Source organism: Aeromonas sp. 25-AL00135 (assembly GCF_054052385.1).
Genome location: NZ_JBSTYQ010000014.1, coordinates 52,573 through 76,800 on the forward strand (window position 1 = coordinate 52,573; position 24,228 = coordinate 76,800).

The 24,228-nt window shown below is 61.3% G+C and carries 20 protein-coding genes; 8 read left to right on the forward strand and 12 right to left on the reverse strand.

Translation table 11 applies throughout. The features are described 5' to 3' along the window. Positions 1-82 precede the first annotated feature (82 nt). On the reverse strand, positions 83-505 hold the full coding sequence (locus ACW5XC_RS14085; protein WP_005340092.1) for a hypothetical protein: 423 nt from the start codon (positions 503-505) through the stop codon (positions 83-85). 88 nt (positions 506-593) lie between these two features. Here ACW5XC_RS14085 and ACW5XC_RS14090 point away from each other — a divergent pair, with 88 nt between their 5' ends. After that, the gene (locus ACW5XC_RS14090; protein WP_042052580.1) at positions 594-1,262 is read left to right on the forward strand and encodes a response regulator transcription factor; all 669 of its coding nucleotides are present in this window, start codon (positions 594-596) and stop codon (positions 1,260-1,262) included. Further along, positions 1,259-2,503 carry a sensor histidine kinase gene (locus ACW5XC_RS14095; RefSeq protein WP_042052577.1) on the forward strand — a complete coding sequence of 415 codons (1,245 nt, stop codon included), beginning with the start codon at positions 1,259-1,261 and terminating at the stop codon, positions 2,501-2,503. The genes ACW5XC_RS14090 and ACW5XC_RS14095 overlap by 4 nt, the downstream gene beginning before the upstream one ends. Positions 2,504-2,598: 95 nt before the next feature. On the opposite strand, the gene rimK is transcribed toward ACW5XC_RS14095, so the two are convergent. Together rimK and metH are read right to left on the reverse strand one after the other, a co-directional pair. Further along, positions 2,599-3,495: a 30S ribosomal protein S6--L-glutamate ligase gene (rimK, locus tag ACW5XC_RS14100; protein ID WP_005340088.1), complete on the reverse strand. Its 897-nt coding sequence runs from the start codon at positions 3,493-3,495 to the stop codon at positions 2,599-2,601. A gap of 231 nt (positions 3,496-3,726) precedes the next feature. Continuing rightward, positions 3,727-7,422: a methionine synthase gene (gene metH / locus ACW5XC_RS14105; RefSeq protein ID WP_042052576.1), complete on the reverse strand. Its 3,696-nt coding sequence runs from the start codon at positions 7,420-7,422 to the stop codon at positions 3,727-3,729. A gap of 216 nt (positions 7,423-7,638) precedes the next feature. Here metH and ACW5XC_RS14110 point away from each other — a divergent pair, with 216 nt between their 5' ends. Next, positions 7,639-8,916 (forward strand): cation:proton antiporter, encoded by a 1,278-nt coding sequence (locus tag ACW5XC_RS14110; protein ID WP_021231596.1) that lies wholly within the window; start codon positions 7,639-7,641, stop codon positions 8,914-8,916. Positions 8,917-9,421: 505 nt separating this feature from the next. Continuing rightward, positions 9,422-9,598: a hypothetical protein gene (locus ACW5XC_RS14115; protein ID WP_005340085.1), complete on the forward strand. Its 177-nt coding sequence runs from the start codon at positions 9,422-9,424 to the stop codon at positions 9,596-9,598. Positions 9,599-9,751: 153 nt separating this feature from the next. On the opposite strand, the gene ACW5XC_RS14120 is transcribed toward ACW5XC_RS14115, so the two are convergent. Both ACW5XC_RS14120 and ACW5XC_RS14125 read right to left on the reverse strand, forming a co-directional pair. Beyond that, entirely contained in the window at positions 9,752-10,249 is a 498-nt protein-coding gene (locus tag ACW5XC_RS14120; RefSeq protein WP_042052574.1) for a GNAT family N-acetyltransferase, read from the reverse strand. Between the two features lie 128 nt (positions 10,250-10,377). Then, on the reverse strand, positions 10,378-11,199 hold the full coding sequence (locus tag ACW5XC_RS14125) for an HDOD domain-containing protein (protein WP_042052573.1): 822 nt from the start codon (positions 11,197-11,199) through the stop codon (positions 10,378-10,380). A gap of 169 nt (positions 11,200-11,368) precedes the next feature. Here ACW5XC_RS14125 and ACW5XC_RS14130 point away from each other — a divergent pair, with 169 nt between their 5' ends. Then, positions 11,369-11,635 carry a hypothetical protein gene (locus tag ACW5XC_RS14130; protein ID WP_005348674.1) on the forward strand — a complete coding sequence of 89 codons (267 nt, stop codon included), beginning with the start codon at positions 11,369-11,371 and terminating at the stop codon, positions 11,633-11,635. Positions 11,636-11,708: 73 nt separating this feature from the next. Here the strand turns inward: ACW5XC_RS14130 and aphA are convergent, their stop codons facing one another. Together aphA and ACW5XC_RS14140 are read right to left on the reverse strand one after the other, a co-directional pair. Continuing rightward, positions 11,709-12,428 (reverse strand): acid phosphatase AphA, encoded by a 720-nt coding sequence (aphA, locus tag ACW5XC_RS14135; protein WP_005342927.1) that lies wholly within the window; start codon positions 12,426-12,428, stop codon positions 11,709-11,711. Between the two features lie 106 nt (positions 12,429-12,534). Next, a complete protein-coding gene (locus tag ACW5XC_RS14140; RefSeq protein WP_042052571.1) occupies positions 12,535-13,209 on the reverse strand; it encodes a Dph6-related ATP pyrophosphatase in 675 nt (224 codons plus the stop codon). A 166-nt stretch (positions 13,210-13,375) separates the two neighbouring features. Between ACW5XC_RS14140 and ACW5XC_RS14145 the strand changes: the two genes are divergently transcribed. The 3 genes from ACW5XC_RS14145 (at position 13,376) to ACW5XC_RS14155 (ending at position 15,919) form a co-directional block, all read left to right on the forward strand. Then, positions 13,376-14,695, forward strand: coding sequence for an MFS transporter (locus ACW5XC_RS14145; RefSeq protein WP_042052570.1), 1,320 nt, complete (start codon positions 13,376-13,378; stop codon positions 14,693-14,695). A gap of 138 nt (positions 14,696-14,833) precedes the next feature. Beyond that, positions 14,834-15,556 carry a MarC family NAAT transporter gene (locus ACW5XC_RS14150; RefSeq protein ID WP_042052568.1) on the forward strand — a complete coding sequence of 241 codons (723 nt, stop codon included), beginning with the start codon at positions 14,834-14,836 and terminating at the stop codon, positions 15,554-15,556. 159 nt (positions 15,557-15,715) lie between these two features. Then, positions 15,716-15,919, forward strand: a complete 204-nt coding sequence (locus ACW5XC_RS14155) for a hypothetical protein (RefSeq protein ID WP_005340062.1) — start codon at positions 15,716-15,718, stop codon at positions 15,917-15,919. A gap of 132 nt (positions 15,920-16,051) precedes the next feature. Here the strand turns inward: ACW5XC_RS14155 and tldD are convergent, their stop codons facing one another. The 5 genes from tldD to rng form a co-directional block, all read right to left on the reverse strand. Beyond that, positions 16,052-17,500: a metalloprotease TldD gene (gene tldD / locus ACW5XC_RS14160; RefSeq protein ID WP_042052567.1), complete on the reverse strand. Its 1,449-nt coding sequence runs from the start codon at positions 17,498-17,500 to the stop codon at positions 16,052-16,054. Between the two features lie 133 nt (positions 17,501-17,633). After that, a complete protein-coding gene (locus ACW5XC_RS14165) occupies positions 17,634-18,467 on the reverse strand; it encodes a carbon-nitrogen hydrolase family protein (RefSeq protein ID WP_042052566.1) in 834 nt (277 codons plus the stop codon). Positions 18,468-18,492: 25 nt separating this feature from the next. Next, positions 18,493-18,813, reverse strand: a complete 321-nt coding sequence (locus ACW5XC_RS14170; RefSeq protein WP_042052565.1) for a Dabb family protein — start codon at positions 18,811-18,813, stop codon at positions 18,493-18,495. A 34-nt stretch (positions 18,814-18,847) separates the two neighbouring features. After that, positions 18,848-22,741 (reverse strand): YhdP family protein, encoded by a 3,894-nt coding sequence (locus ACW5XC_RS14175; protein WP_042052563.1) that lies wholly within the window; start codon positions 22,739-22,741, stop codon positions 18,848-18,850. Next, positions 22,742-24,211, reverse strand: a complete 1,470-nt coding sequence (rng, locus tag ACW5XC_RS14180; protein ID WP_005340056.1) for a ribonuclease G — start codon at positions 24,209-24,211, stop codon at positions 22,742-22,744. Positions 24,212-24,228: the final 17 nt, after the last annotated feature.

A 24,228-nucleotide genomic window follows, 5' to 3' on the forward strand; every position in this document is an offset into this window, starting at 1 on the left:
GTTCGTCCCTGAACAAAAAGCCCATGCTGGACAAGCATGGGCTTCATTCGGGAGCATTTCTAATCGGAACGCAGAGATCGGATCAGTCATCCTCACGGCAGCGGCTCAGGCGCATGCCGTCAAACTTGCACTCCAGCTCGAGCCAGCGCCCTTCGAACGGCGCCAGACTGTTATCCGAGGTGGTGTAGCCCCAGATCCGCCCCCCTTCGACCGGCCCCTCCAGATCCATCTCGTCCTTGTCATCTTCGTCGAGGGCCTCGACCTTGCGCACATAGCGCACGCCGTTCTCCACCACCCCCTTCATCTCGACCCAGGTACCGCCGAGATCATCCTCGTTGAGCCAATCCTTGAAGCGGGTCTGGTCGTCGATCACGAACGGCATTCCGTTGACCATCAACTGGCCAAGCTGCCAGGTGGTGCGGCCGGTCAGTTTGAATTCGGTCGCCTGTGCGGTGCCAAGTGGCAACAAGATCAACAGCAGGAGGGCGCAGAGAGACTTCTTCATCAGGGATCCTCGGGGTTACACTGGCAAACAGGATGCCGAATCCGGTGTGAAAAGAGCGTGAAACGCTCGCCAACCAGGAGAGCAAAGCATGAAGATTTTGGTAGTGGAAGACAATCCTCAGGTAGCGGAAACCATCATGGATTATCTGGAGCTGGCCGGTCACCGCCTCGATTGTGCCTATCACGGTCAGGCGGCGCTGCAACTGCTGGAGGATCAGCGTTTCGACGTCATCATCATGGATGTGATGATGCCGCGCCTCGATGGCCTCAGCACGGTGGCGCGCCTGCGCGAGCAGGGGATTGCCACTCCCGTGCTGTTTCTCACCGCCCGCGACAGCCTGGAGGACAAGCTGGCGGGGTTCAAGGCCGGTGGCGACGACTATCTGGTCAAGCCGTTCGCCATGGAGGAGCTGGAGGTACGGCTGCAAGCTCTGAACCTGCGTGGCCCGCGCGGCGATGTGGGGGCCATCAGCTTTGGCGATCTGACGGTCGATGTCGCCAGCGGCCGCGCCACCCGCGCCGGTGAGCCCCTCAAGCTCGGCAAGATCCCGTTCCGGATCCTCGCCCTGCTGGCCCGCCGCGCCCCCGCCATCGTCAGCCGTCAGGAGGTGCTCGACACCGTCTGGGGGGATGAGGAGCCCGACTCCGATGCCCTGCGCAGCCATATCTATGCCCTGCGCAACGCACTCGACAAACCCTTCCCCACTCCCATGCTGGAGACCCTGCACGGTCAGGGCTATCGACTGGTGAGCGCATGAGCCTGCCGAGCCTGCGCCGCCGCCTGATCATGGCGCTCGGCGGCGCCGGGGTGGTGCTGCTGATCCTGCTCTCCGGCTTGATGCTGGTGGCCGAGGACAAGATGGAAGAGCTGAGTCTGCGCCACTGGCTGGAAGCCGAAGTGACCCGCTACAGCGATGACTGGCTGCGACTCGGCCCGGCCGCCGCTGCCCCGAGCCCCAGACAGTTCTCCAGCTACTGGACCGAGGCGGGCCGCCTGCCGAAATGGCTGAAGCCCTACCAGACCCCCGGCTTTTTCGAGCATCAGCTGGGCAAGGAGGACAAACACTTTCTGGTGGCCCGTCACCCCTCCGGCGAGGGACTGCTCTATCTGGTGTTCAATGACGACGCTGATGACTACCTAGACCCCTACGAAGACAAGCTGCATCTGGCGACCCGACTGATCGGGGTGACCCTGCTGCTGGGCTGCCTCGGCTTCGGCATCTGGCTGGTACGCCATATCACAGGACCGCTGCAACGGCTGCAACAGAGGGTCGCCCACCTCACCCCGGATCAGGCGGATTTCGAGCCCGACGCCCCCTGGCAGGAGCTGCGGGACATCGAGCTGGCGCTGCTGGCCGGCAAGCAGGAGGTGAGCGCAGTGTTTGCTCGCGAGCAGGAGTTCAGCCGCTTCGCCAGCCACGAGCTGCGCACCCCCAACATGGTGATCCAGGGCTCGGCGGCCCTGCTCGGCAAGGTGACGGATCTGCCCGCGCCAGCCGCCCGCGCCACCACCCGCATCCGCGCCGCCGCCGACGAGATGGCGCTGCTCACCGAGACCTTCCTGCTGCTGGGCCGCAAGGAGGCGGTGGAGAGGCCACTGCAACAGGTCACCCCGCTGATCCGTCAGGAGCTGGCCCGCCTCGCTCCGCTGTTGCAGCGGGAGGCCCTCGATATCCGGCTTAATCTGAACGAGAGCAGCGAAGTAAACGCCCCCCTCTCCCTGCTCGCCATCGCCCTCGGCAATCTGCTGAAAAATGCCCTGAGCTATGCCGAGGGACATATCGACATCGAGCTGTGCGGCCCGGTGCTCACCATCAGCAACCCGACGGCGGCGGCGCCGGATCAGATCCTCGGTTACGGCTGTGGCCTCACCATCATCCAGCGCATCTGCGAGAAACTCGGTTGGCAGATCGATACCCGGCTGGAAGATGGCGTATTTAGCGCCCGGCTGGCGATGATCACTGCCGAACAGTTCCCTCTCCCTTGGGGAGAGGGTTAGGGTGAGGGCGCAGTGGCACCGCCAACCCACCAGCCAGATAGCAACAAGGCGCCCGGGGGCGCCCTGTTTCTATCTGACGGATGCAAGCCCGAGGCTCACTCCGCCGGTTTGTTCTTGCGGCTCGCCTTGAGTTCGAGGAACTCGATGATCTTGCCGGCCACATCCTTGCCGGAGGCGGCTTCCACCCCTTGCAGGCCGGGGGAGGAGTTGACCTCCAGCACCAGCGGGCCACGGGCGCTGCGCAGGATATCGACCCCCGCCACATCCAGCCCCATGATCTTGGCGGCCTGCACCGCGGTGGCGCGCTCTTCCGGGGTGATCTTGATCGCCTCGGCGGTGCCGCCACGGTGCAGGTTGGAGCGAAACTCCCCCGGCTGGGCCTGACGGCGCATGGCGGCAACCACCTTGCCGTTGACCACCAGACAGCGGATATCGGCGCCATTGGCCTCGCGGATATACTCTTGCACCAGAATGTTGTTGTTGGTCTGGATAAAGGCCTCGATCACGCTCTCGGCGGCCTTCTGAGTCTCGCAGAGCACCACGCCAATCCCCTGGGTTCCCTCCAGCAGTTTCACCACCAGCGGCGCCCCGCCCACCATGGTGATGAGGTCGGGCACGTCGTGGGTGCTGTGGGCATAGCCGGTGATGGGCAGGCCGATGCCGTGGCGGGAGAGCAGTTGCATCGCCCGCAGCTTATCGCGGGAACGGCTGATGGCCACCGAGCTGTTGAGGGCCATGGTGTTCATCATCTCGAACTGGCGCAGCACGGCGGTGCCGTAGGCGGTAATGCTGGCACCGATCCGCGGGATCACGGCGTCATAACTTCCCAGCTCCCCACCCTCGTAGTGAATGGAGGGGTTGTGGGAAGCGATATTCATATAGCAGCGCAGGGTGTCGAGCACCTCTACCTGATGACCGCGCGCCTGTGCCACCTCGACCAGACGGCGGGTGGAGTAGTTTTTCGGCTCACGGGATAAAATGGCGATCTTCATGACAATTCCGCTAGAAGGCTGTGCCTGGGCAGGATGGGGCGGGAGAGTATAAGGTGCCACAGCGCCAAGACAACGCCAATTGTTTATCCTGACAACAAGACAAACCACACCAAACAGCACTCTAACCTGTCACTATGACCAACAGGTTAAACGGCGGCTCTGCGCAGGTTGTTCAACCCGTGCAAGGATGCCGCCGTTTCTCGTTAAAGATCAACCGGTGTCACGCGGGAGTCAGTTCAGGTTTGGCCCCAACCAGCGTTCGGCCTCTGCCAGCGTCATCCCCTTGCGAACGGCGTAATCTTCCACCTGATCTTGCTGGATCTGCGCCACCGCGAAGTATTTGCTCTCGGGATGGGAGAAGTACCAGCCCGACACCGCCGCCCCCGGCCACATGGCGTAGGATTCGGTGAGCTGCATGCCGATAGCCTGCTCCACCTCCAGCAGCTCCCAGATGCTCCCCTTCTCGGTGTGCTCCGGGCAGGCCGGATAACCGGGGGCCGGGCGGATACCCTGATAGTTCTCGCGAATGAGCTCCTCGTTGCTGAGGGCCTCGTCGGGAGCATAACCCCAATGTACCTTGCGCACCTGCTCGTGCAGATACTCGGCAAAGGCTTCGGCCAGACGGTCGCACACCGCCTGAATCAGGATGGCGTTGTAGTCGTCATGCTGCGCCTTGTAGGCCTTGGCGATGGCCTCCTCACCGATGCCGCCGGTCACCGCGAAGGCGCCGATCCAGTCGGGCTTGCCGCTCTCTTTCGGCGCCACATAGTCCGCCAGACAGTAGTTGGGGAAGCCCTGCTTCTCGCTCTGCTGGCGCAGGTGGTGCAGCACCTTGATGACCTCGGTGCGCGACTCGTCGCTGTAGACCTCGATGCTGTCTCCTACCGCGTTGGCCGGGAACAGACCGATCACCCCAGCGCAGCGCACGCTATGATCCTTTTCCAGCTGATCCAGCATGGCGTTGGCATCGGCAAACAGTTTGGTTGCCTCCTCGCCGATGATCTCGTCCTCGAGGATGCGCGGATACTTGCCCGCCAGCTCCCAGCTGAGGAAGAACGGCGTCCAGTCGATGTAGGGACGCAGCACCGAAATGGCCACATCTTCGAACTTCTGCACCCCGAGCTCGCGGGGCTTGGGGGGCTGGTAGCCAACCCAATCCAGCTGGTGCCGGTTGGCGCGGGCATGGGCCAGACTGACCGGGCGGGAGCGCGGCTGCTTGCGGGCATGCTGATCCCGGGCGATCTCGTACTCCTTGTCGATGCGGGCGACAAACGCCTCCTTCAGATCCGGGCTGAGCAGGCTCTGGGCCACCCCCACCGCGCGGGAGGCGTTGGAGACATAGACCACAGGCTCCGAGTAGTTCTGCTCGATCTTCACCGCAGTGTGCGCCTTGGAGGTGGTAGCGCCGCCGATCAGCAACGGCAGCTTGAAGCCTTGACGCTCCATCTCTTTGGCCACGTGCACCATCTCGTCCAGCGACGGAGTGATAAGGCCCGACAACCCGATGATATCGGCGCCGACCTCCCGCGCAGTCTTGAGAATCGTCTCGCAGGAGACCATTACCCCGAGGTCGACAATCTCGAAGTTGTTGCACTGCAGCACCACCCCGACGATGTTCTTGCCGATGTCGTGCACATCCCCCTTCACGGTCGCCAGCACGATTTTGCCGTTGCTGGAGCCGCCCGATTTTTCCGCCTCGATATAGGGCTGCAGATAGGCCACCGCCCGCTTCATCACCCGGGCCGATTTCACCACCTGCGGCAGGAACATCTTGCCCGCGCCGAACAGGTCGCCGACCACGTTCATGCCATCCATCAACGGCCCTTCGATGACGTGCAGCGGCTTCTCGGCGCCAGCGCGTGCCTCTTCGGTATCCTCTTCGATAAAGTCGGTGATCCCCTTGACCAGCGCGTGCTCCAGCCGCTTGCCCACCGGCCAGCTGCGCCACTCCTGATCCCGCGGATCCTCAGCCTGGGCACCGGCACCGCGATACTTCTCGGCGATGGCCAGCAGCTCCTCGGTGGCATTGTCATTGAGGTTGAGCACCACCGCCTCGACCTTCTCTTTCAGCTCCGCCGGAATGTCTTCATAGATGGCGAGCTGACCGGCGTTGACGATCCCCATGTCCATGCCGTTCTTGATGGCGTGGTAGAGGAAGACGGCGTGAATGGCTTCGCGCACCGGCTCGTTGCCGCGAAACGAAAACGAGACGTTGGAGACGCCGCCGGAGATCATGGCATGGGGCAGGTGCGTCTTGATGTCCTTCACCGCCTCGATAAAGTCCACCGCGTAGTTGTTGTGTTCGTCGATGCCGGTCGCCACCGCGAAGATGTTGGGATCGAAGATGATGTCTTCCGGCGGGAAACCGACCTGATCCACCAGGATCCGGTAGGCACGCTGGCAGATTTCGAACTTGCGGGCGCGGGTGTCGGCCTGCCCCGCTTCATCGAACGCCATCACGATGACGGCGGCGCCGTAGCGACGCAGCAATCTGGCCTGCTGGATAAACTTCTCCTCCCCCTCTTTCATGGAGATGGAGTTGACCACCGGCTTGCCCTGCACGCACTTGAGGCCCACCTCCAGCACCTCCCACTTGGAGGAGTCGATCATCACAGGCACCCGGGCGATATCCGGCTCACCGGCGATGAGGTTCAGGAAGCGCACCATGGCCGCTTCGGCGTCCAGCATCCCCTCGTCCATGTTGATGTCGATGATCTGGGCGCCGTTCTCTACCTGCTGCTTGGCAACATCGAGCGCCTCGTCGTAGAGCCCCTCCTTGATCAGCCGCTTGAACTTGGCCGAACCGGTGACGTTGGTGCGCTCCCCCACGTTCACGAACATGGATTCAGGGGTGATGATCAGCGGCTCGAGACCCGACAGGCGGCAGGCCACCGGCAGTTCGGGTAGCACACGCGGCTTGATGCCCGCCACGGCATCGGCCATGGCGCGAATATGGGTCGGGGTAGTGCCGCAGCAACCGCCCACCAGGTTGAGGAAGCCGCTTTGGGCCCACTCGCGGATATGCTCCGCCATCTCGACGGCATCGAGATCGTACTCGCCGAACGCATTGGGCAGACCGGCGTTGGGGTGGGCGCTGACATGGGTCTCGCTAATGCGAGACAACTCCTCCACATACTGGCGCAGCTCGTCCGGCCCCAACGCACAGTTGAGGCCGAACGATACCGGTTTGACGTGGCGCAGCGAGTGATAAAAGGCTTCGGTGGTCTGGCCGGAGAGGGTACGACCGGAGGCATCGGTAATGGTGCCGGAGATCATCACAGGCAGGCTGTAACCCAGCACCTCGAACACCCCTTCCACCGCGAAGGCGGCGGCCTTGGCGTTGAGGGTGTCGAAGATGGTCTCGATCAGGATGATGTCGGCGCCGCCCTCGATCAGGGCGTGGGTCGATTCGGTATAGGCGGCCACCAGCTGGTCATAGGTGACGTTGCGCTTGCCGGGATCGTTCACATCCGGCGAGATGGAGGCGGTGCGGTTGGTGGGGCCCAACACCCCTGCCACGAAACGCGGCTTGGCGGGATCTTTTGCCGTCCACTCGTCGGCCACGGCGCGGGCCAGACGGGCGGCTTCCCGGTTGATCTCGGCCGAGAATTCTTCCATCTCGTAATCGGCCATGGCGATGCGAGTGGCGTTGAAGGTGTTGGTCTCGAGAATGTCGGCCCCGGCAGCGCAATACTGCTCGTGGATCTCGCGGATCACCGCCGGACGGGTCAGCACCAGCAGATCGTTGTTGCCCTTGATGTCGGTATGCCAGTCGGCAAACCGCTCACCCCGATAATCCGCCTCCCCGAGTTTGTAGCCCTGGATCATGGTGCCCATGGCCCCGTCGATGATCAGGATCCGCTCCCTGAGGCAGGCTTCCAGCTTCTTTGTTACGTCCGACTGCTTGCTCGGCTCTCTGCTCGACATTACGTTCGACACCGCGTGTTCCTCTTACATCCATGCAACTGCGTAAACAGCATCCTAACAGCAAACAAATAAAATGGAAATCTAGCCGTCTATCAGTCCAAATGCGCCACCATATACTCATTTATGGGTAATGAGTAACATAGGGCCCGAGAGTAACCTATGCCCGTCCTGCATAGGGATACGTGCTTGCTGTCTACCAACGAGAAAAAAATAACTATGAGCGTCTACTACACACTCTGTTTTCTGGCAGCGTTGGCGATTTTTATCGCCTTTGCCAACCAGTATGTTGTGAAGATCCAGACCACCATCGCCATTACTGCGGGCTCCATGCTGATCTCCGCACTGCTGGTGCTGTTTGGCAAACTGGGCTGGTTCAACCTGGAACCTCTTGCCGTCAAGACCATGGAGAGCATCGACTTCCAGAACTTCCTGCTGAAGGGGATTCTGGGCTTCCTGCTGTTCGCCGGTGGCCTTGGCATCAACCTCAAGGCGCTGCGTAGCCAGAAGTGGGAGATCACCATTCTGGCCATCATTGCCACCCTGCTCTCCACCTTCCTCATCGGCTACGGCTTCTGGTTTATCGCCAAGCTGCTGGGCTGGGAGTTGCCGCTGGTCTACTGCATGCTGTTCGGCGCGCTGATCTCCCCCACTGACCCGATTGCCGTACTGGCCATCGTCAAGAAGATGAAAGCGCCACCCCAGATCGCCATCCAGATCGAAGGGGAATCCCTGTTCAACGACGGTGTTGGCCTCGTCATCTTCGCTACCGTGTTTGCCGTCGCCTTTGGCGGTGTCGAGCCCACCTTCGGTAGCGTGGCCGGTCTGTTCCTGCACGAAGCCCTCGGTGGCATCCTGTTTGGCGCCGTGCTGGGCCTCATCGCCCACGTGATGATCAGCGCCACCGATGACGGTTCATTGGAGCTGCTGCTGACCCTCTGTATCCCGACCGCCGGTTTTGCCTTTGCCAACATGATCGGCGTCTCCGGCGCACTGGCCATGGTGGTCACCGGCATCATGATCGGCAACTGGACCCGTCACTCCGGCTTCTCCGAGCAGAGCAGCCATCACCTGGATCACTTCTGGGAGTTGATGGACCAGTTCCTCAACGCCCTGCTGTTCCTGCTGATCGGTCTGGCGCTGGTACTGCTGGATCTCGCCTGGCGTGACTGGATCCTGCTGGTCATTGCGGTGCCGCTCTGCCTGGGTGCCCGCTTTATCAGCGTGTCGCTGCCCTATGTGGCTTTCCGCCGATTCCGCAATTACAACACCTTCTCGGTGCGGATCCTCACCTGGGGTGGCCTGCGCGGTGGTCTGGCGATGGCGATGGCACTGGCACTCCCCTCCGGCGTCATGATGATCCCGGAACATGGCGTCGACCTGCGTCAGGTCATCCTGGTGATGACCTACTCGGTGGTGATGTTCTCCATCGTGGTGCAAGGCATGACCATCACCCCGATGATCACGGCTGCCAAAAAGGCCTGTGGCGACTACTGAGTCGGTCCACAGTGCTGATTGCAGAATGAGAGAGGGCTCCCGTCGGGAGCCCTCTTTTTATGACTGATAGCTGCGGATATTTGCTGCTGATAGCACCTTGATTACACAGAGGAAAAGCGTACTGACTTCAACATCGGCAAATTATTGTTTGCTTTTTATTCATTTCGAGGAGAGAATGCGCGTCGGCTAGTTAATCAGCCTGTTTATGTTTGCCCTGCAATGCTTCACCTCACGATGAATCCTGCCAGTACCCGCATAACCTTCTTCTGATTTACTCGCCTTGAGAACCGTCAGGCTGTCTGCCTGCGTTGCCCGGCTCTCACGGTGCAGACCCGATCTGCCCACCCAATTTGATTTATGCATCAGCATATTCCTTGAAAGTGCAGACGCCCCTTAACCGGGCTGGGTATTCCTGCGCGCTTGTCGTTCACCCAATCGACCGCGCCCATTGACCTGACATTTGCCAATACAAGGAGCAAACACCTAATTTATATAGAGAAATACCATGATGAAAGCAGTACAAACACACAAGCCCCTGCGTCGCAGCAAGCCCATCAACCTGCCTGTGCAAGAGCACGACAATGATGCGTTTCTGATCCAGTTCAGCACCCGCTTCAGCGGCGGTTTCGCCATCTCCTGTGATGGTATCGCTGGCGAGTTCTCCATCGAAGACCTCAACTGATCCTGCCTGCCCTCCGGCAGCGCCCGATGCAGACAGGCCGCAACTCACGGCGGCCTCTTTGCTTCTCTCACGCCTTTAGCCAGATCCAGCCTCTTGCTTGTCACTCAGCCTGACAGCTACCTCGCCATTTGCTTTTCAGCTCTCTGACCTTGATCACTGCTCCAGCAGCAGGCATTCGTCAGCATCTTCGCTCAATTTGACCAATCGACTGCGCACCAACCCCAGCTTGGCCAGCAGGCCGATGGATCGCTCGTTGCCCGGAGTGACGATGGCAACTACCTGCCCGATCCCCAATCGGCTTTTGCCATCGGCAAGGGCGGCCTGCGCCGCTTCGATGGCGTAGCCCTGACCGCGATATTGCGGCAGGAAGGCATAACCGATATCGACCTGCTCCAGGGTATCTCGCTTGATCAAACCGCAGATACCGAGGCTGGCACCGTCCTCCTTGCGCTCCACCAGATAGAGCCCGTGACCATAGCGGGCATAGCTGACCGCCGGTCCCTGCTGGATATACTCCTGCGCCTGCTCCAGGGTGCGAATGCCCCGATCACCGATGTAGCGATAAAAGTCGCCGTCATTGAGCAGCTCAAGGATGAAGGGGGCGTCGGTGACGATCATTTCGCGCAGGATCAGGCGGGAGGAGGTAATCATGGCAAGAGCTCTCAAACGGAAAGTGAAGGGCAAAGAGTGCCCCGTCACTCCCGGGCTGGCAAGCCAGTGGCACCATCGGCCATGAAAAAGGGGCCGCGTTGGCCCCTGATGAGATGGGATAAACGGGCTCAGGCGGCCAGCAACCCAGCGTAGCCATTACCCTGCTCGCGCAGCGCAGTGAACTGGGCGGCGCAATCGGCCCAGCTCAACCCCAGCGCATCTGCCACCTTGTGGGGCCACTCGGGGGGCGCCTCTTCCCCCACATCGGATTGCGCAGCCAGCACGATCGCCAGATGGATCAACCCGGCCTCGGCGGAGAACTCCTTGGCCAGCATGGGGTTGTAGTGATACTCCACCGCATTGCTGATGGTCTCGGGGAACTTCCAGTAGCGTGCCATAGCCGCCCCGACCTGGGCATAGTTGAAGCCGACCACCAGCTCTTCCGCCTTGGCCCGTCCCTTGTGCAACTCCAGATCGTGGATGTGATGGACGGTGTTTTCCGGCAGGCCCACATGCATCACCAGTCGGCCAAGATCGTAGAGCAGGGCGCAGGTAAAGACCTCATCCCCCTTCATCCCCTTCTTCACCGCCAGACGACGGGCCAGCTCCGCCACGTTGAACACGCTGCCCCAGAAGTGTTTGAGGTCAATGCCGGGCACCGCAGTGACCGATTCGGTGAGCCCGCAGGCCAGCACCATGTTGCGCACCATCGCCAACCCCAGCCGCACCGCGGCTTCATTGACGGTGCCGATCTGACGACTACTGCCGAATTTGGCCGAGTTGGCCAGCCGCAGCAACTTGGCGGAGATGACAGGGTCCTTGTTGATCAACTTGCTGATCTTGAGCAGATCCGGATCCTTTTCATTGAAGGTCTGGATCAAATCGCGCATCACTTCCGGGATCTGGGGCAGTAGCTTGGGCTCGGCCAGCAGGGAATCTATCGTGGGCATAGGCGTGTCCATCCATGTTATCTGTGTTCCAACCTGTTTGCCTTGGCAAACTCCTCCTAATTATGGGTAACAAATGGCCTCCCCATCGGATTGTTTATTCGCAGGCTGTTCAAGGTGTTAGCCCCATTCAGGCTATACTGGCCGCCACATTCACTGTTGCGGATATCCCATGAACGACACTCAGGAATTTTTTGATGAAGACGCGCTGCTGGAGATGGTGGAGAACCAGCTCAACGACGGTCACCCGCCCCATGTGAAGGCGACCCTGATGCGGCTGGTAATGAAGGGCACCCCGCGGGAAGAGGCACTGCAATATATCGCCTGCGCCCTCGGGGCCGAGCTGATGGCGATGGAGGCCGATCAGGGCCCCTTCAATCTGACCCGTTACGGCGAGTTCCTCGACAGCCTGCCCGAGATGCCGTGGGCAGACGACTGACCCGAGCTGGATGACGGATGCAAAAAGGGCGGGTGCCAATGGCCCCGCCCTTGTTGCATGGATCCGCTCCGGATCAGAACTGGGAGTTGATGATCACCTCTTCCCCCAGCGCCCCTGCCAAAGGCAGTGGCCGATAGCTGGAGTTGGCGGCCCGCAGCAGACGAATGCCGCGAATGCCGACCTCCTGCGCCGCCTTGATATCCCCGTCGGCGTCGCCGTAGAAGAGCTTCATCTGCTTATCCTTGAGCCACTGCACCTTGGTGTTCTGACCCGGCTGATCACCGGCGAAGATCACCGGATTGAGCTGGTCGGCCGGAATATTCATGGTCTGCTGCAAGGTCTGGCTCACGGTTTCGGTCTTGGTGGCCGAGCGGCCGGTGACGAAATAGATGTGGTCTCCGCGCTTGAGATGCATGGCGATGAGCGCCTTGCCCACCTCTTTCGGCATGCTGAACGCATCCCAGCCATTGTTCATCTTCTCCCAGAAGGCGGGGTTCTTCAGATAGCTCTCGTCGTTGGGCGAGAACTCCTGTTTGCCGCGATAAAAACCCGGGCTGGAGAAGAGCAGGGTATCGTCGATATCAAACCCGACTGCCATCGGGGGCAGGCCATCCAGACTCTTGGCAATCTGCTCCACCGACACCCAGTGGATTGGCGCCTGCTGGGCCAGAGTGACGGTGGTGACACCGGCAGGGATAGGCTGAACGGTAGCGGCTTGACCCGCCACGGCAGGCAGAGAGAGGGCGGCAGCCAGCAAGGAGGCAAGCAGCGCCGGACGAGAGATGTGTTTCATAAGGCAGGTTGTCATCTTCAATCAAAAGAGGGGGCCAATAGTGCCCCCATCCCGCCTCTCAAATCTGTGAATGCTCCAGCAAAAGGGAGCATTTGACGCCCGATAATTAATCTTCGATTGGCAGCAAATCGGTAAAGACAAAGCCGTCGCGCACCACTGTCTCGCCGACCCGAATGCCGAGCGGACGGGAGAACATGGGGCCATCATAGGCCAGGGTGTGAAACTCGCCGTTCTCGCCGCACGGATCGACCCCCTCCGGCAGCGCCGCCAGCAGTGCCTCGTCAAAATCGTGCCCCCCCAGGCTGGCATCCAGCTTGTTCGGGTCGAGAGCACTGATCCGCGCCTTCAATCCAGCGGCCACCATCTGCGGCGCCAGTTCACGGGTATTGCTGCCCCACAGCGGGAACAGTGGTTCGATGCCGGTACCTGCCAGCTGCTTTTCACGGTAGGCGCGCACATCCTCGAGGAACAAGTCGCCAAAGGCCATATGGCGGATCCCTTGTGCCACCACATCGGCGATAAAGCCGGTCATGATGCGGGCGTAATCCTCGTTGCTACAGGGCCAGGGCAGATCGATGGTGATAAGGGGCAGCCCAACGCAGGCGGCCTGCTCGGTCAACAGCTGCTTGCGCACCCCGTGCATCGCCACCCGCTCGAATGCCTGATTGAGGGTGGTAAACAGCCCCACCACCTCGATGGCGGGATCTTGCCGCAACTGATGCAGTGCCCATGCGCAATCCTTGCCGCTGCTCCAGGAGAGCAGTACCCGTTTCTTTTCCATCATTCCTCCGCCAGCGGGGCACTCGGATTGCCCCAAAAAGATGCAAGACAGTGTTGCGAATTGCGCGATTTACACACAAGAGGCAGGCAGCATACTCTCGATCACCTGTATATGCCCCTTGCACGGGGTGACAATAACTAAAAAAACCGATGGGAAACATACGGATATGACCACGACCACACAACAACATGATCACGCCCGCCCCCTCAATCGACAGGATTACAAAACCCTGAGTCTGGCTGCCCTCGGCGGCGCGCTGGAGTTTTACGACTTCATCATCTTCGTCTTCTTCGCCGTGGTCATCGGCGAGTTGTTCTTCCCGGCCGACATTCCCGAGTGGCTGCGCCAGTTTCAGACCTTCGGCATCTTCGCCGCCGGTTATCTGGCCCGCCCGCTTGGCGGCATCATCATGGCCCACTTTGGCGATCTCATCGGTCGCAAGCGGATGTTCACCCTCAGCATCATCATGATGGCGCTGCCAACCCTGTTGATCGGTCTGCTGCCCACCTATGCGGTGCTCGGCATCGGCGCCCCCATCGCCCTGCTGGGACTGCGGATCCTGCAAGGCGCCGCCATCGGCGGTGAAGTGCCCGGCGCCTGGGTATTTGTCGCCGAGCACGTCCCTGCCCGTCGGGTCGGGGTCGCCTGCGGCACGCTCACGGCGGGATTGACGGCTGGCATCCTGCTCGGCTCCCTCATCGCCACTGCGGTCAACAAGAGCCTGACCCCGGCCGAAGTGAGCGAGTGGGGCTGGCGAGTGCCCTTCCTGCTGGGCGGTATCTTCGGCATCGTCGCCATGTACCTGCGTCGTTGGTTGCACGAGACCCCGGTCTTCGCCGAGATGAAAGCCAACAAGACACTGGCTGACGAGCTCCCCCTCAAGTCGGTACTGCGCAACCACAAGAGCAGCGTGGTGGTCTCCATGCTGCTCACCTGGCTGCTCTCCGCCGGTATCGTGGTGGTGATCCTGATGACCCCCACCTATCTGCAGAAGGTTTATGGCATCAGCCCGGCCGACGCCCTGACCGCCAACTCGCTGGCCATCGTGGCCCTGACCCTCGGCTGCATCGTCTATGGTCGACTGATCGACCTGCTGGGCAGCGGTCTCACCTTCATGTTCGGCTCCCTGCTGCTGGCGGGCTCCAGCTACGCCTTCTATCACGGTCTGGCGGCCGGTACGAGCCAGCTGGTGCCGCTCTACATGCTGGCGGGCTTTGCGGTCGGGATTGTCGGTGCCGTGCCTTATGTGATGGTCAACGCATTCCCGCCGGTGGTGCGCTTCTCCGGTCTGTCGTTCTCCTACAACGTGGCCTACGCCATCTTCGGCGGCCTCACCCCGATGGCGGTGACCCTCTGGATGAAGAGCGACATGTTGGCCCCCTCCCACTATGTGGTGAGCCTGTCGGTGCTGGGTTTCGCCATCGGTCTCTGGCTCTGGTTCCAGCAACGAGCCATCCGGCAGCAGCAAGCGCCGCAAGCGGCCTGACCCGAACAACAAGCCTCGGCATCTGCCGGGGCTTTTTTGTACTGCTTATGTTCAGTTTCACCAGCATAAAATAGCCTCCCTCTGGGGCCTGCCACCCGCGTCGCCCCATGACGTCCAACTCTTTATCCGAGGCTCAAGATGTTCTTTCAGGTCGTATTACTCACCTTGCTGGCGCTGCTGCCCATGGTCAACCCGCCCACCACGGCCACCCTGCTGCTGGGGCTGAGCAAGGGGATGTCGCGCGAACACGTGCGCCGTCAGGTCAATCTGGCCGCCATCTATCTGTTCTGCACCCTCTGCATCACCTTCTTTATCGGATCCTCGATCCTGGATCTGTTCGGGATCTCCATTCCGGGCTTGCGCCTGGCCGGTGGCCTCATCATCGGCTTTATCGGCTTTCGCATGTTGTTCCCCGCCCCCAGCCAGCAGAGCGGGGTCGATATAAACCAGAGCATTGCCTTCGTACCGCTCACCATGCCCAGCATGTGCGGGCCAGGTACCATGGCGCTGGTAATAAGCGGGGCAGCCCAGATTGCCGAGCTGCCTGACGAGTACAACCGCCTCACCATCTACGCCGGTGTGGTAACGGCGTTTGCCCTGATGAGCCTGATCAGCTGGGGAGTATTGAAGCTGGCGGATCCGGTCTGCAAGATCCTGGGCGCCACCGGCATCGACGCCATGACCCGCATCATGGGCTTCCTTCTGGTCTGCATGGGTATGCAGTTTTGCATCAACGGCATCAAGGAAGTGGCACAGGATCCGGTCTTCCACGGCGGCCAGACCGTGCAAACCGCACCGGCGCTACCGCAGGCTTCCGGCACGTTTGATCAGTCGCCGCAGAAGCCCACCGGCTCTGATTGAAAACGGTATCAAAAAGTCCCTGACGATCTGCACTGATCTTGTTCCTGATCATGTTATTGACACACAAATGAGTTAGTTTGTTTTTCATACAGACTTTATTCAGATGGACGCTGATAGGTTTGTTGATGAATACCCACTCAACTTCAGGAGAGTATGCAGATGGACAAGATGCTGACCGAAATAGGGAGCCATAGCCTGTTTCACGAGTACCTGAACGTGGTTGGGATTGCGAGCCCATCCCTCGCCAAGATCGAGCAACGCTGGGAATATAAAGATCAGGAGCAACTGGTTGCCAAAATCCAGATCGACAAACAGGGTAACGCTCGCTATTTCATCGACGCCCGCGCCATATCCGTCAACTGATACCGCATAACCCGCCAGCCCCGGTCCACCGACCGGGGCTTTTTGTTGCCTGTGGCTCCCTGAATAGCAAAACCCCGGCAAGAGCCGGGGTTTGAATGCGTCGGGTTACGCTGCTGCGCAGCTAACCCAAACCTACGAAGTGCCACCCACGGTGAGCTGGTCCAGTTTGAGGGTGGGTTGGCCGACACCGACCGGTACGCTCTGCCCCTCCTTGCCGCAGATGCCGACACCGCGATCCAGCGCAAGGTCGCTACCCACCATGGAGACCTGGCTCATCGCCTCGGGGCCGTTGCCGATCAGGGTTGCGCCCTTGATGGGAGCGGTAATCTTGCCATCCTCGATGAGGTAAGCCTCGGAGGCGGAGAAGACAAACTTGCCGGAGGTGATGTCCACCTGACCGCCGCCAAAGTTGGGAGCATAAATGCCCTTCTTCACCGAGGCGATGATCTCGGCCGGATCGTACTGACCCGCCAGCATGTAGGTGTTGGTCATGCGCGGCATCGGCATGGCGGCGTAGGATTCGCGGCGACCGTTGCCGGTGAGCGGCACACCCATCAGGCGAGCGTTCTGTTTATCTTGCAGATAACCCTTGAGGATACCGTTCTCGATCAGCACGTTATAACCACCCGGCGTCCCCTCATCATCGATGGAGACGGAACCACGGCGACCCGGCAGGGTGCCATCATCGACGATGGTACAGTGCTTGGAGGCCACCTGCTCGCCGATGCGGCCAGCAAATGCGGAAGATCCCTTGCGGTTGAAATCCCCCTCCAGACCATGACCTACCGCCTCGTGCAGCAGCACGCCGGGCCAACCGGAGCCCAGCACCACCGGCATGGTGCCGGCTGGCGCGTCGATGGCTTCCAGATTGACCAGCGCCTGACGCACCGCTTCACGCACATAGCCAAAAGCGCGGCTCTCCAGCCCGTCCAGTTCGAGGAACCAGTCGTAACCAAAGCGCCCGCCGCCACCGGCACTGCCACGCTCGCGGCGATCGCCCTTCTCGGCAATCACGGTCACCGACAACCGCACCAGCGGACGCACATCGGCGGCCAGGGTGCCGTCGGTAGCGGCCACCAGCACCTCTTCGTAGACGCCGCTGATGGAGGCCATCACCTGATTGATGGCGGGATCCAGACTCCTGGCGAACTTGTCCATCTGCTCCAGCAGGGCAATCTTCTGGTGCTTGTCGAGGGTCTGCAGCGGATCCATGGCCGGATAGAGCAGGTTTGCGGAGGTTCTGGCCCATGCCTTCACCTTGCCGTGAGCACCGGCAGCGGCGATGCCACGGGCGGCAGTCACCGACTGTTGCAGCGCCAGCAGGCTCAGCTCGTCCGAGTAGGCAAAGCCGGTCTTCTCGCCGCTGACGGCGCGCACCCCCACACCCTGATCGATGTTGTAGCTGCCATCCTTGACGATGCCATCTTCCAGCATCCAGGACTCGTGCCAGCTGCGCTGGAAATAGAGATCGCCGAACTCCACCTGATGACTCATCAGGCTGCCGAGCAACTGCTGCAGGCGCCCTTCGTCGAGGTCGTTCGGGGCCAACAGGGAGGCACTAACCTGGCTCAATAGACTCAATCTTCTTCTCCACTCTCGTAGCGAGCTGTTTTAAATCGTCTTGCCGACGGGTTGGCAACAAGCCACACCATCACAACAAACGGGCATGCTCCAGCACGGGCAAACGGCTGCGTTTCAATTTTTCACCACACCATCAGAGCAAACGGGCGTGTTGCAGCACTGGCATGGTGCGTTTCAATTCGTCGATAAGCCCGGGCTCCATCTTCACCAGCACGGTGCCGCACCCGGACTCTTTGCTCGCCAGCACCCGACCCCAGGGGTCGATCACCATGCTGTGGCCCCAGGTCTGGCGCCCCGTCTCGTGGGTACCGCCCTGATTGGCCGCGACTACGTAGCACTGGTTTTCGATGGCGCGAGCCCGCAGCAGCGGCTCCCAGTGCGCCTCGCCTGTCACGGCGGTAAAGGCGGCAGGCACCAGCAGCACACGAGCTCCAACTCGGGCCAACTGGCGGTAGAGCTCGGGAAAGCGCAAATCATAACAGATCGAGAGGCCGAGGGGACCAAAGGGGGAGTCCACCAACACAGGAGCCTCCCCAGGGCTGAAGGTCTCCGACTCCCGATAGCGGCCGTGATTATCCGCCACATCCACGTCGAACAGGTGGATCTTGTGGTAGTAGCCCCTGAGCTCACCGCTTGGGTCAAACACCAGCGAGCTGGTGTGGATATGGTCAGAACCTGCGATGGTGGTCGGCATAGCCCCGGCCACCAGCCAGATGCCATAATCGCGGGCCCATTCGGCCAGTTGTTGTTGAATGGGCGTTGCTCCGCTCAGAGTGGCGCTGGGATCGGAGCCGATTGCCTCGGCCCCATCCAGATAACCCTGCCGTTCGCCAAACAGGGCAAAGTTCTCCGGCAACAGCACCAGCAGCGGCCGCTCTTTGGGCAAGGCGGCCAGCTCGGCGGCGATCTGCTCCCGGTTATCCTGCCAGTGACGGCCAGATACCAGCTGTATTGCGGCTAACCACATGACGTTCTCCTTGTCGCTTGGGCCATCAGACGGTGACAGCATCCCCTGCCTGCAGGGTGTAATCCAGCACTATGATGCGCGCCAGCACCGGGCGGAAGATGGCCTTGAGGGCATCGTGATCCGGATGGGGCAGATAGCGCTGGCGGGCTGCTTCGTCGGCGAAGGTCATCAGCACGCTGTGGGTAAAGCCATCATCCCTCCCCTCCGGGCTGTCATTCTCCCCCCACTCCACGGCGGTCACGCCGCTGACCTGATGGGGAATGGCGAGAAAGGCGGTACGCACCGCATCTACCCGGGCAGGCTGGGTGTCCGGCTTGAAGGCGATCAGCAGGATATGTCGGATCATGGCTCACTCCTTGTGATGGTGCCGGGCCGCTCGTTCAGCGCTGAGCGGGCCCTGCGTGTTTGGGGCTCAGCAGGAAAGGGGTCACCTCTTGGGTCGGCAGGCTGGGGGCAACGGCATCTACCGCCTCTTTCTGCTGCTGGTTGAGCTTGATGCGCGCGCGATCGCGCCCCGCCTCGATCAGCTTGGGTGCGTCGAGCGGGCCCGAGATGCGAAAATCGATGCGGGTCACCACATCCACCACCGGCTCCAGCAGTTTGGAGAGGGCCAGCACATAGAGACCCGTGACCGGCGTGATGGAGAAAGCCGCCACCACCGGCAGGGTGCCCCCCAGATTGGGGGAGAAGCTCAGCTCGTAGTCGAGCCGCCAGCGCACCAGATCGGCGATCCCCTCGCCGCGCAGGTTGCCGGCCGCCCCCTTCATGTAGAAGTCGCGGTTGTCCACCACCCCCTGCTTGATCTTGGCGGAGGCGGACATGGATTCGAAGTAGAAGCCCTTGTCGAACACATCGCGAAAATCGAGCCGCAGCTTGCGCAGCAGGGAGTCGAGGCTGAGCAGGGAGAGCAGCCGTGCCCCCTTGTCGTTGATCTCCCGCAGGGTGCCACCCTCCAGCTGATAGTTGGCACTTCCCCCCAGAGTCGGCAGGCTCGGGCGATAGGGCACATCCTGCCAGTTCAGATCAAAAGCGAGGGAGCCGGGGGCATCGCCGATGGGTGAGGTGTAGCCCAGCCGCTTGAGCAATAGCTCGCTGTTGTTGCTGGTCAGCTTGCCACGGGCACGGGTCTGCATCCGGTTGCCATCGGCCAGCCAGTCGACGCTGCCGGTGAGCTGACTCCCCGCCAGCCGCACATCCAGCCCCTTGAGTGTCACCTTGTTGGCGCCGGGCACCAGCTCGCCTTTCACTTCACCGAGCGGCAATGCGCCAAAGCGGCAATCGACACAGCTGAATGTCAGCCAGGGGATGGAGGCCATGATGGCGTTGTCCTGCTTGGCATCGGGATCCGGGCTGAGATCCGAACTCTTGCCGGACCAGTAGATACGGGCAAACTTGGCATCCACCGGACGATTGGCTACTGCAGGCAGGCGGATCACCCCCATCACGTCGGGACTGTCGATCATCACCTCGGTCGCCTGATTGGTCGGCCCCACGGTGAAACGCGCCGCCTTGAGGGTGGCACTGCCGATATAGGCGCGAGCCAGCTGTCCATCCACCCACCACTCCTGCGGCAGGAAGGCGGGTCCAACCACCGCATTGCCAGTCTGGTTCTGCGCTGGCAACCACTGCTTGAGTCTGGCCAGCCAGCCACCGACATCGGCCTCCTGCTGGTTGATGGCGAGCAGCATGGGGGCATCGCGCAGCACCCGGGCGCCCGGTTGGCCCACATCAACCCGCACCCGACTGAGATAAGGCACCCCCTCGCCGTAGACCAGCCGAGTCTGCATATCCACATCAGCCCCCAGCACGGCGCGAATGTCGGCGCTGCCATCCCGGCCACGGGCGATCACCTTGAGCGGCAGCCGGCTGGCGCTGCTCTTGGCCAGCGGCAGCGGCAGATCCAGCCCCATCCCCTGCAGGTTGGAGTCGAGCGCCAGCTGGAAGCTGAACGGCTTGCTGTCGGGCAGGGTCAACCCGAGCTTGCCGCCCCAGTTACTGCGGCCGTTGAGAATGCCGAATGAAGAGATGGCGGCGGGTTGGCGGCGACTATCCCACTGCCCCTTGAAATCGAGGTCGACCTGATAGTGATCCGGATGCTGGCGCCCCTGATAGTCGAGGGTCAGCGGCTGGTTCCACAGGCTCGCCTTGAGGTTGTTGAAACGGGTCTGCTGGTTGTCATATTCAAGGCGCCCCTGCACCTTCTCCAGCGGCAGGTCCAGACTGGCGACCCGCACCTTGTTGTTGCTGAAGGTGGCATCGCCGCTCGCCTTGACCTCGCTCTCGCCATCGAGAGGAATATCGAGCTTGACCGAACCGGCCATCGGGCCGCGGATCTCGATCTCCCGCAGCGCCTGTCCCACCGAACTGCCCAGCGGGGAATCCTGCAGGTAGTCGCTGATGGCCTTGCCCTCCCCCTGCACCTTGGCATCCACATAGAGGTGGGCGCCGGGGGAGAGATCCGGGATCCAGGCATGCACCGAGTCGGAGATCGCCTTGCCAAGTCGGGTGGAGCGGCTGCGCATATCGAGACCGGCATTCTGGAACAAGAGATCGATCTGCAGATCGGTAAGCGGTTGCCAACCGGGGAAGAACTCGTAGGTGGCCTGCTCGAGGGGCACCGCCACCTGGAAGATGCCATCACCTTTCTCATAAGGGAAATCCCGAAACTCCCCATACCAGAGCAGGTCGGCCCCCTTGGCCTTGCCCCCCTTGATGGCACCGCTCAGGTAATCCACCAGCCCCTTGTCCATCGCCTGCAGCGGGAAGTAGCGATCCGCATGGCCCGCATTCTTCACATCGATGCGACCGGTCAGGGCGAGGAAAGGGTGCTCGAACAGATCGAGGCGGAAACGGCTGGACAGGGTCAGATCCGGGTTATCCAGCGCGATATCCTGCCCGTACAGCACCCAGCCCTGTTCCTCGCGCCACCAGTCGAGGCGGGCCGAGAAGTGGTCGACCGGGATCGGCATCTTGAAGTGACGGGCGGGATCCACCTTGTCGTTCGCCAGCGCCACTCTGGCGCTGCCCCCCTTGGGGGTGAGCCAGAATTCACCGTTGAGATCCTGCATCCCGGGTATATCCTGCCACGCCTTGAGGCGCACCTTGCTGAAGCGGCCGCTGAGGGAGAGATCCTGCCAGTCGGCATTGGCCAGCAGCGTCAGATCCTGCACCGAACCCTGCGGATTGGTCTGGCGCAGGGTCTCGCAGAGAGTGGGGTAGAGCGCCGAGACCAGCTGACTGATCTGGGTGATCTTGTCGAACTCTATGCTGGGCAGATAGCCCTGCACCCGATCCCCGATCCGTTCCAGTTGCAAGCGGCTCTGCAACCAGGGTTTGCCATCCAGCTTGAAGGTGACGCCATGGCTGGCCAGTTGCCAGTTTTCACCATCGCGGCGTAGCTGAACCTTGCCGCCATCGAGGCCGAAACGGTGCATCTCCCCTTTCTTTGGATCCTTCCAGATCAGGTAGTTGTTGCCAAAGGCCAGTAGGGTGTTGCCCAGCTTGCCGCTGTCAAACTCGCTCCAGAGCTGGAAATCGAGCTGCCCGGCCACCTTGGGTTCACCAGCATGGATCCTGGCGAGGGTCGGGGTAATATCGAGCTGGCGGGCACCCATATAGAGCTGCCCCTTGAGGCGATCGAGCCGATCTTGTGGCGTATCTACATCGAGTATCAGGTCCAGGGTGCTCTCGCCTACCCCGTTGATGAGATAGGCCTTACCGACCCCCTGATGGCGCTTGCCACGATTCTGCCAGCGCAGTTGGGCAATGTCGAGTGCTCGCATGTCGCCCAGTGCGGTGGTGACATTGAGCCGGGTGTTGTGGATGTCAAAGGTGGAGAGCTGGGTCAGCAGAAAGCGCAGCAGGGCGCCCTGCTGGGGATCGCCGGAAGGGCTGTCGTCAGCCGGTTGGCGCAAGTCGAGGGTGATATCGCCATCGCTCAGGATCAGCTCGCCAAACACCGGCTTTAGCTCGTTAATGGTGCGCCAGAAGTCGAGATGCACCCAGGCCTTGCCGAGCTTGACGGTATAGCGTTTGGAGTCGGGGGCAACGGCGAGCTGTTGCAGTTCGAGGGCCGGGCCTGATTGTGTCCAGCTCAGTCCAATTTGATCGACGCTGACCTTGATTTGCGAATCGCCGAGCAGAGTGTGGATAAGGCTCTCTCGATACTGATTCAGCAAAGGGCCCCCAACCCGTACCAAGGTGACCAGCATGGCCATCAGTACGAACAGGACCCCCAGGGCCAACCAGCCCCGACTCAGCCAGCGAGAGACCAATTACATCATCACCACGTCGAACTGCTCCTGACCACAGAGGGGTTCGCTCACTACCCGCACCTGCTTGCCGATGAACACTTCCAGCTCAGCCAGACTGTGGGACTCCTCGCCATGGAGGTAGTCGGCCACGGCCGGGGCCGCATAGACGGTAAACTGATCCGCATCGTAGGCACGATTGACCCGAATGATCTCCCGCAGGATCTCGAAGCAGACCGACTCCACCGTCTTGACCCGGCCGCGCCCCTTACACTCGGGGCACTCGGAGCAGAGCACATGCTCCAGACTCTCGCGGGTGCGCTTGCGGGTCATCTCTACCAGACCCAGCTGGGAGAAGCCGTTGACGTTGGTCTTGGCTCTGTCCTTCGACAGCGCCTGCTCCAGACTGTGCAGCACCCGGCGGCGGTGATCTTCCGACTGCATGTCGATGAAGTCGATGATGATGATGCCGCCAAGGTTGCGCAGGCGCAGATGACGAGCGATGGCCGCCGTCGCCTCGACGTTGGTATTGAAGATGGTCTCTTCCAGATTGCGGTGGCCGACAAAGGCGCCGGTGTTGATATCCACCGTGGTCATGGCTTCGGTCTGGTCGATGATGAGGTAGCCGCCGGATTTCAGCTCCACCTTGCGCTCCAGCGCCCGCTGGATCTCGTTCTCCACGTCGTAGAGATCGAAGATGGGCGACTCGCCGGGATAGTACTCCAGCTTGCTGGCCAGCTCAGGCACGTACTCTTCGGTGAAGCGCTTGAGCTGATCGAAGCTCTGGCGCGAGTCGACGCGGATCTTGTCGAGTTCTGCACCGACGAAATCGCGCACCACCCGAAAGGCCAGACTGGGATCCTCGTAGAGGATCTTGCAGGGGGGATACTTCTGCTTGCGCTCGAGGATCTTGCGCCACAGCCGTTTCAGGAAGGCTGCATCCTGCTCCAGCTCCTGCTCCCCCACCCCTTCGGCGGCGGTGCGGATAATGTAACCACCCAGTTCATCCACATAGCCGGCCACGGTCCGCTTGAGGCGCTCGCGCTCGGCTTCCGACTCGATACGCTGGGAGACGCCGACGTGGGCACTGCCCGGCATAAAGACCAGATAGCGGGATGGCAGGGTGATGTCGGTGGTGAGACGGGCCCCCTTGGTGCCCAGCGGATCTTTCACCACCTGCACCATGATGTCCTGCCCCTGACGCACCAGCTCGGCGATGTTGCCGACCTGGAACTGCTCCTTCTCCTTCACCGCCACACACTCGGTGTGGGGGACGATATCGGAGGCATGCAAAAAGGCCGCCTTGTCCATGCCGATATCGACGAAGGCCGCCTGCATGCCCGGGAGTACCCGGCTGATCTTGCCTTTGTAGATGTTGCCGACAATGCCGCGCTTGGCCTGACGCTCTACGTGCACTTCCTGCAGCAGACCGTTTTCGACCAGAGCGACCCGGGTTTCGGAGGGGGTAACGTTAACCAGCAGTTCTACCGACATAAGTAACCTTGCCTGTT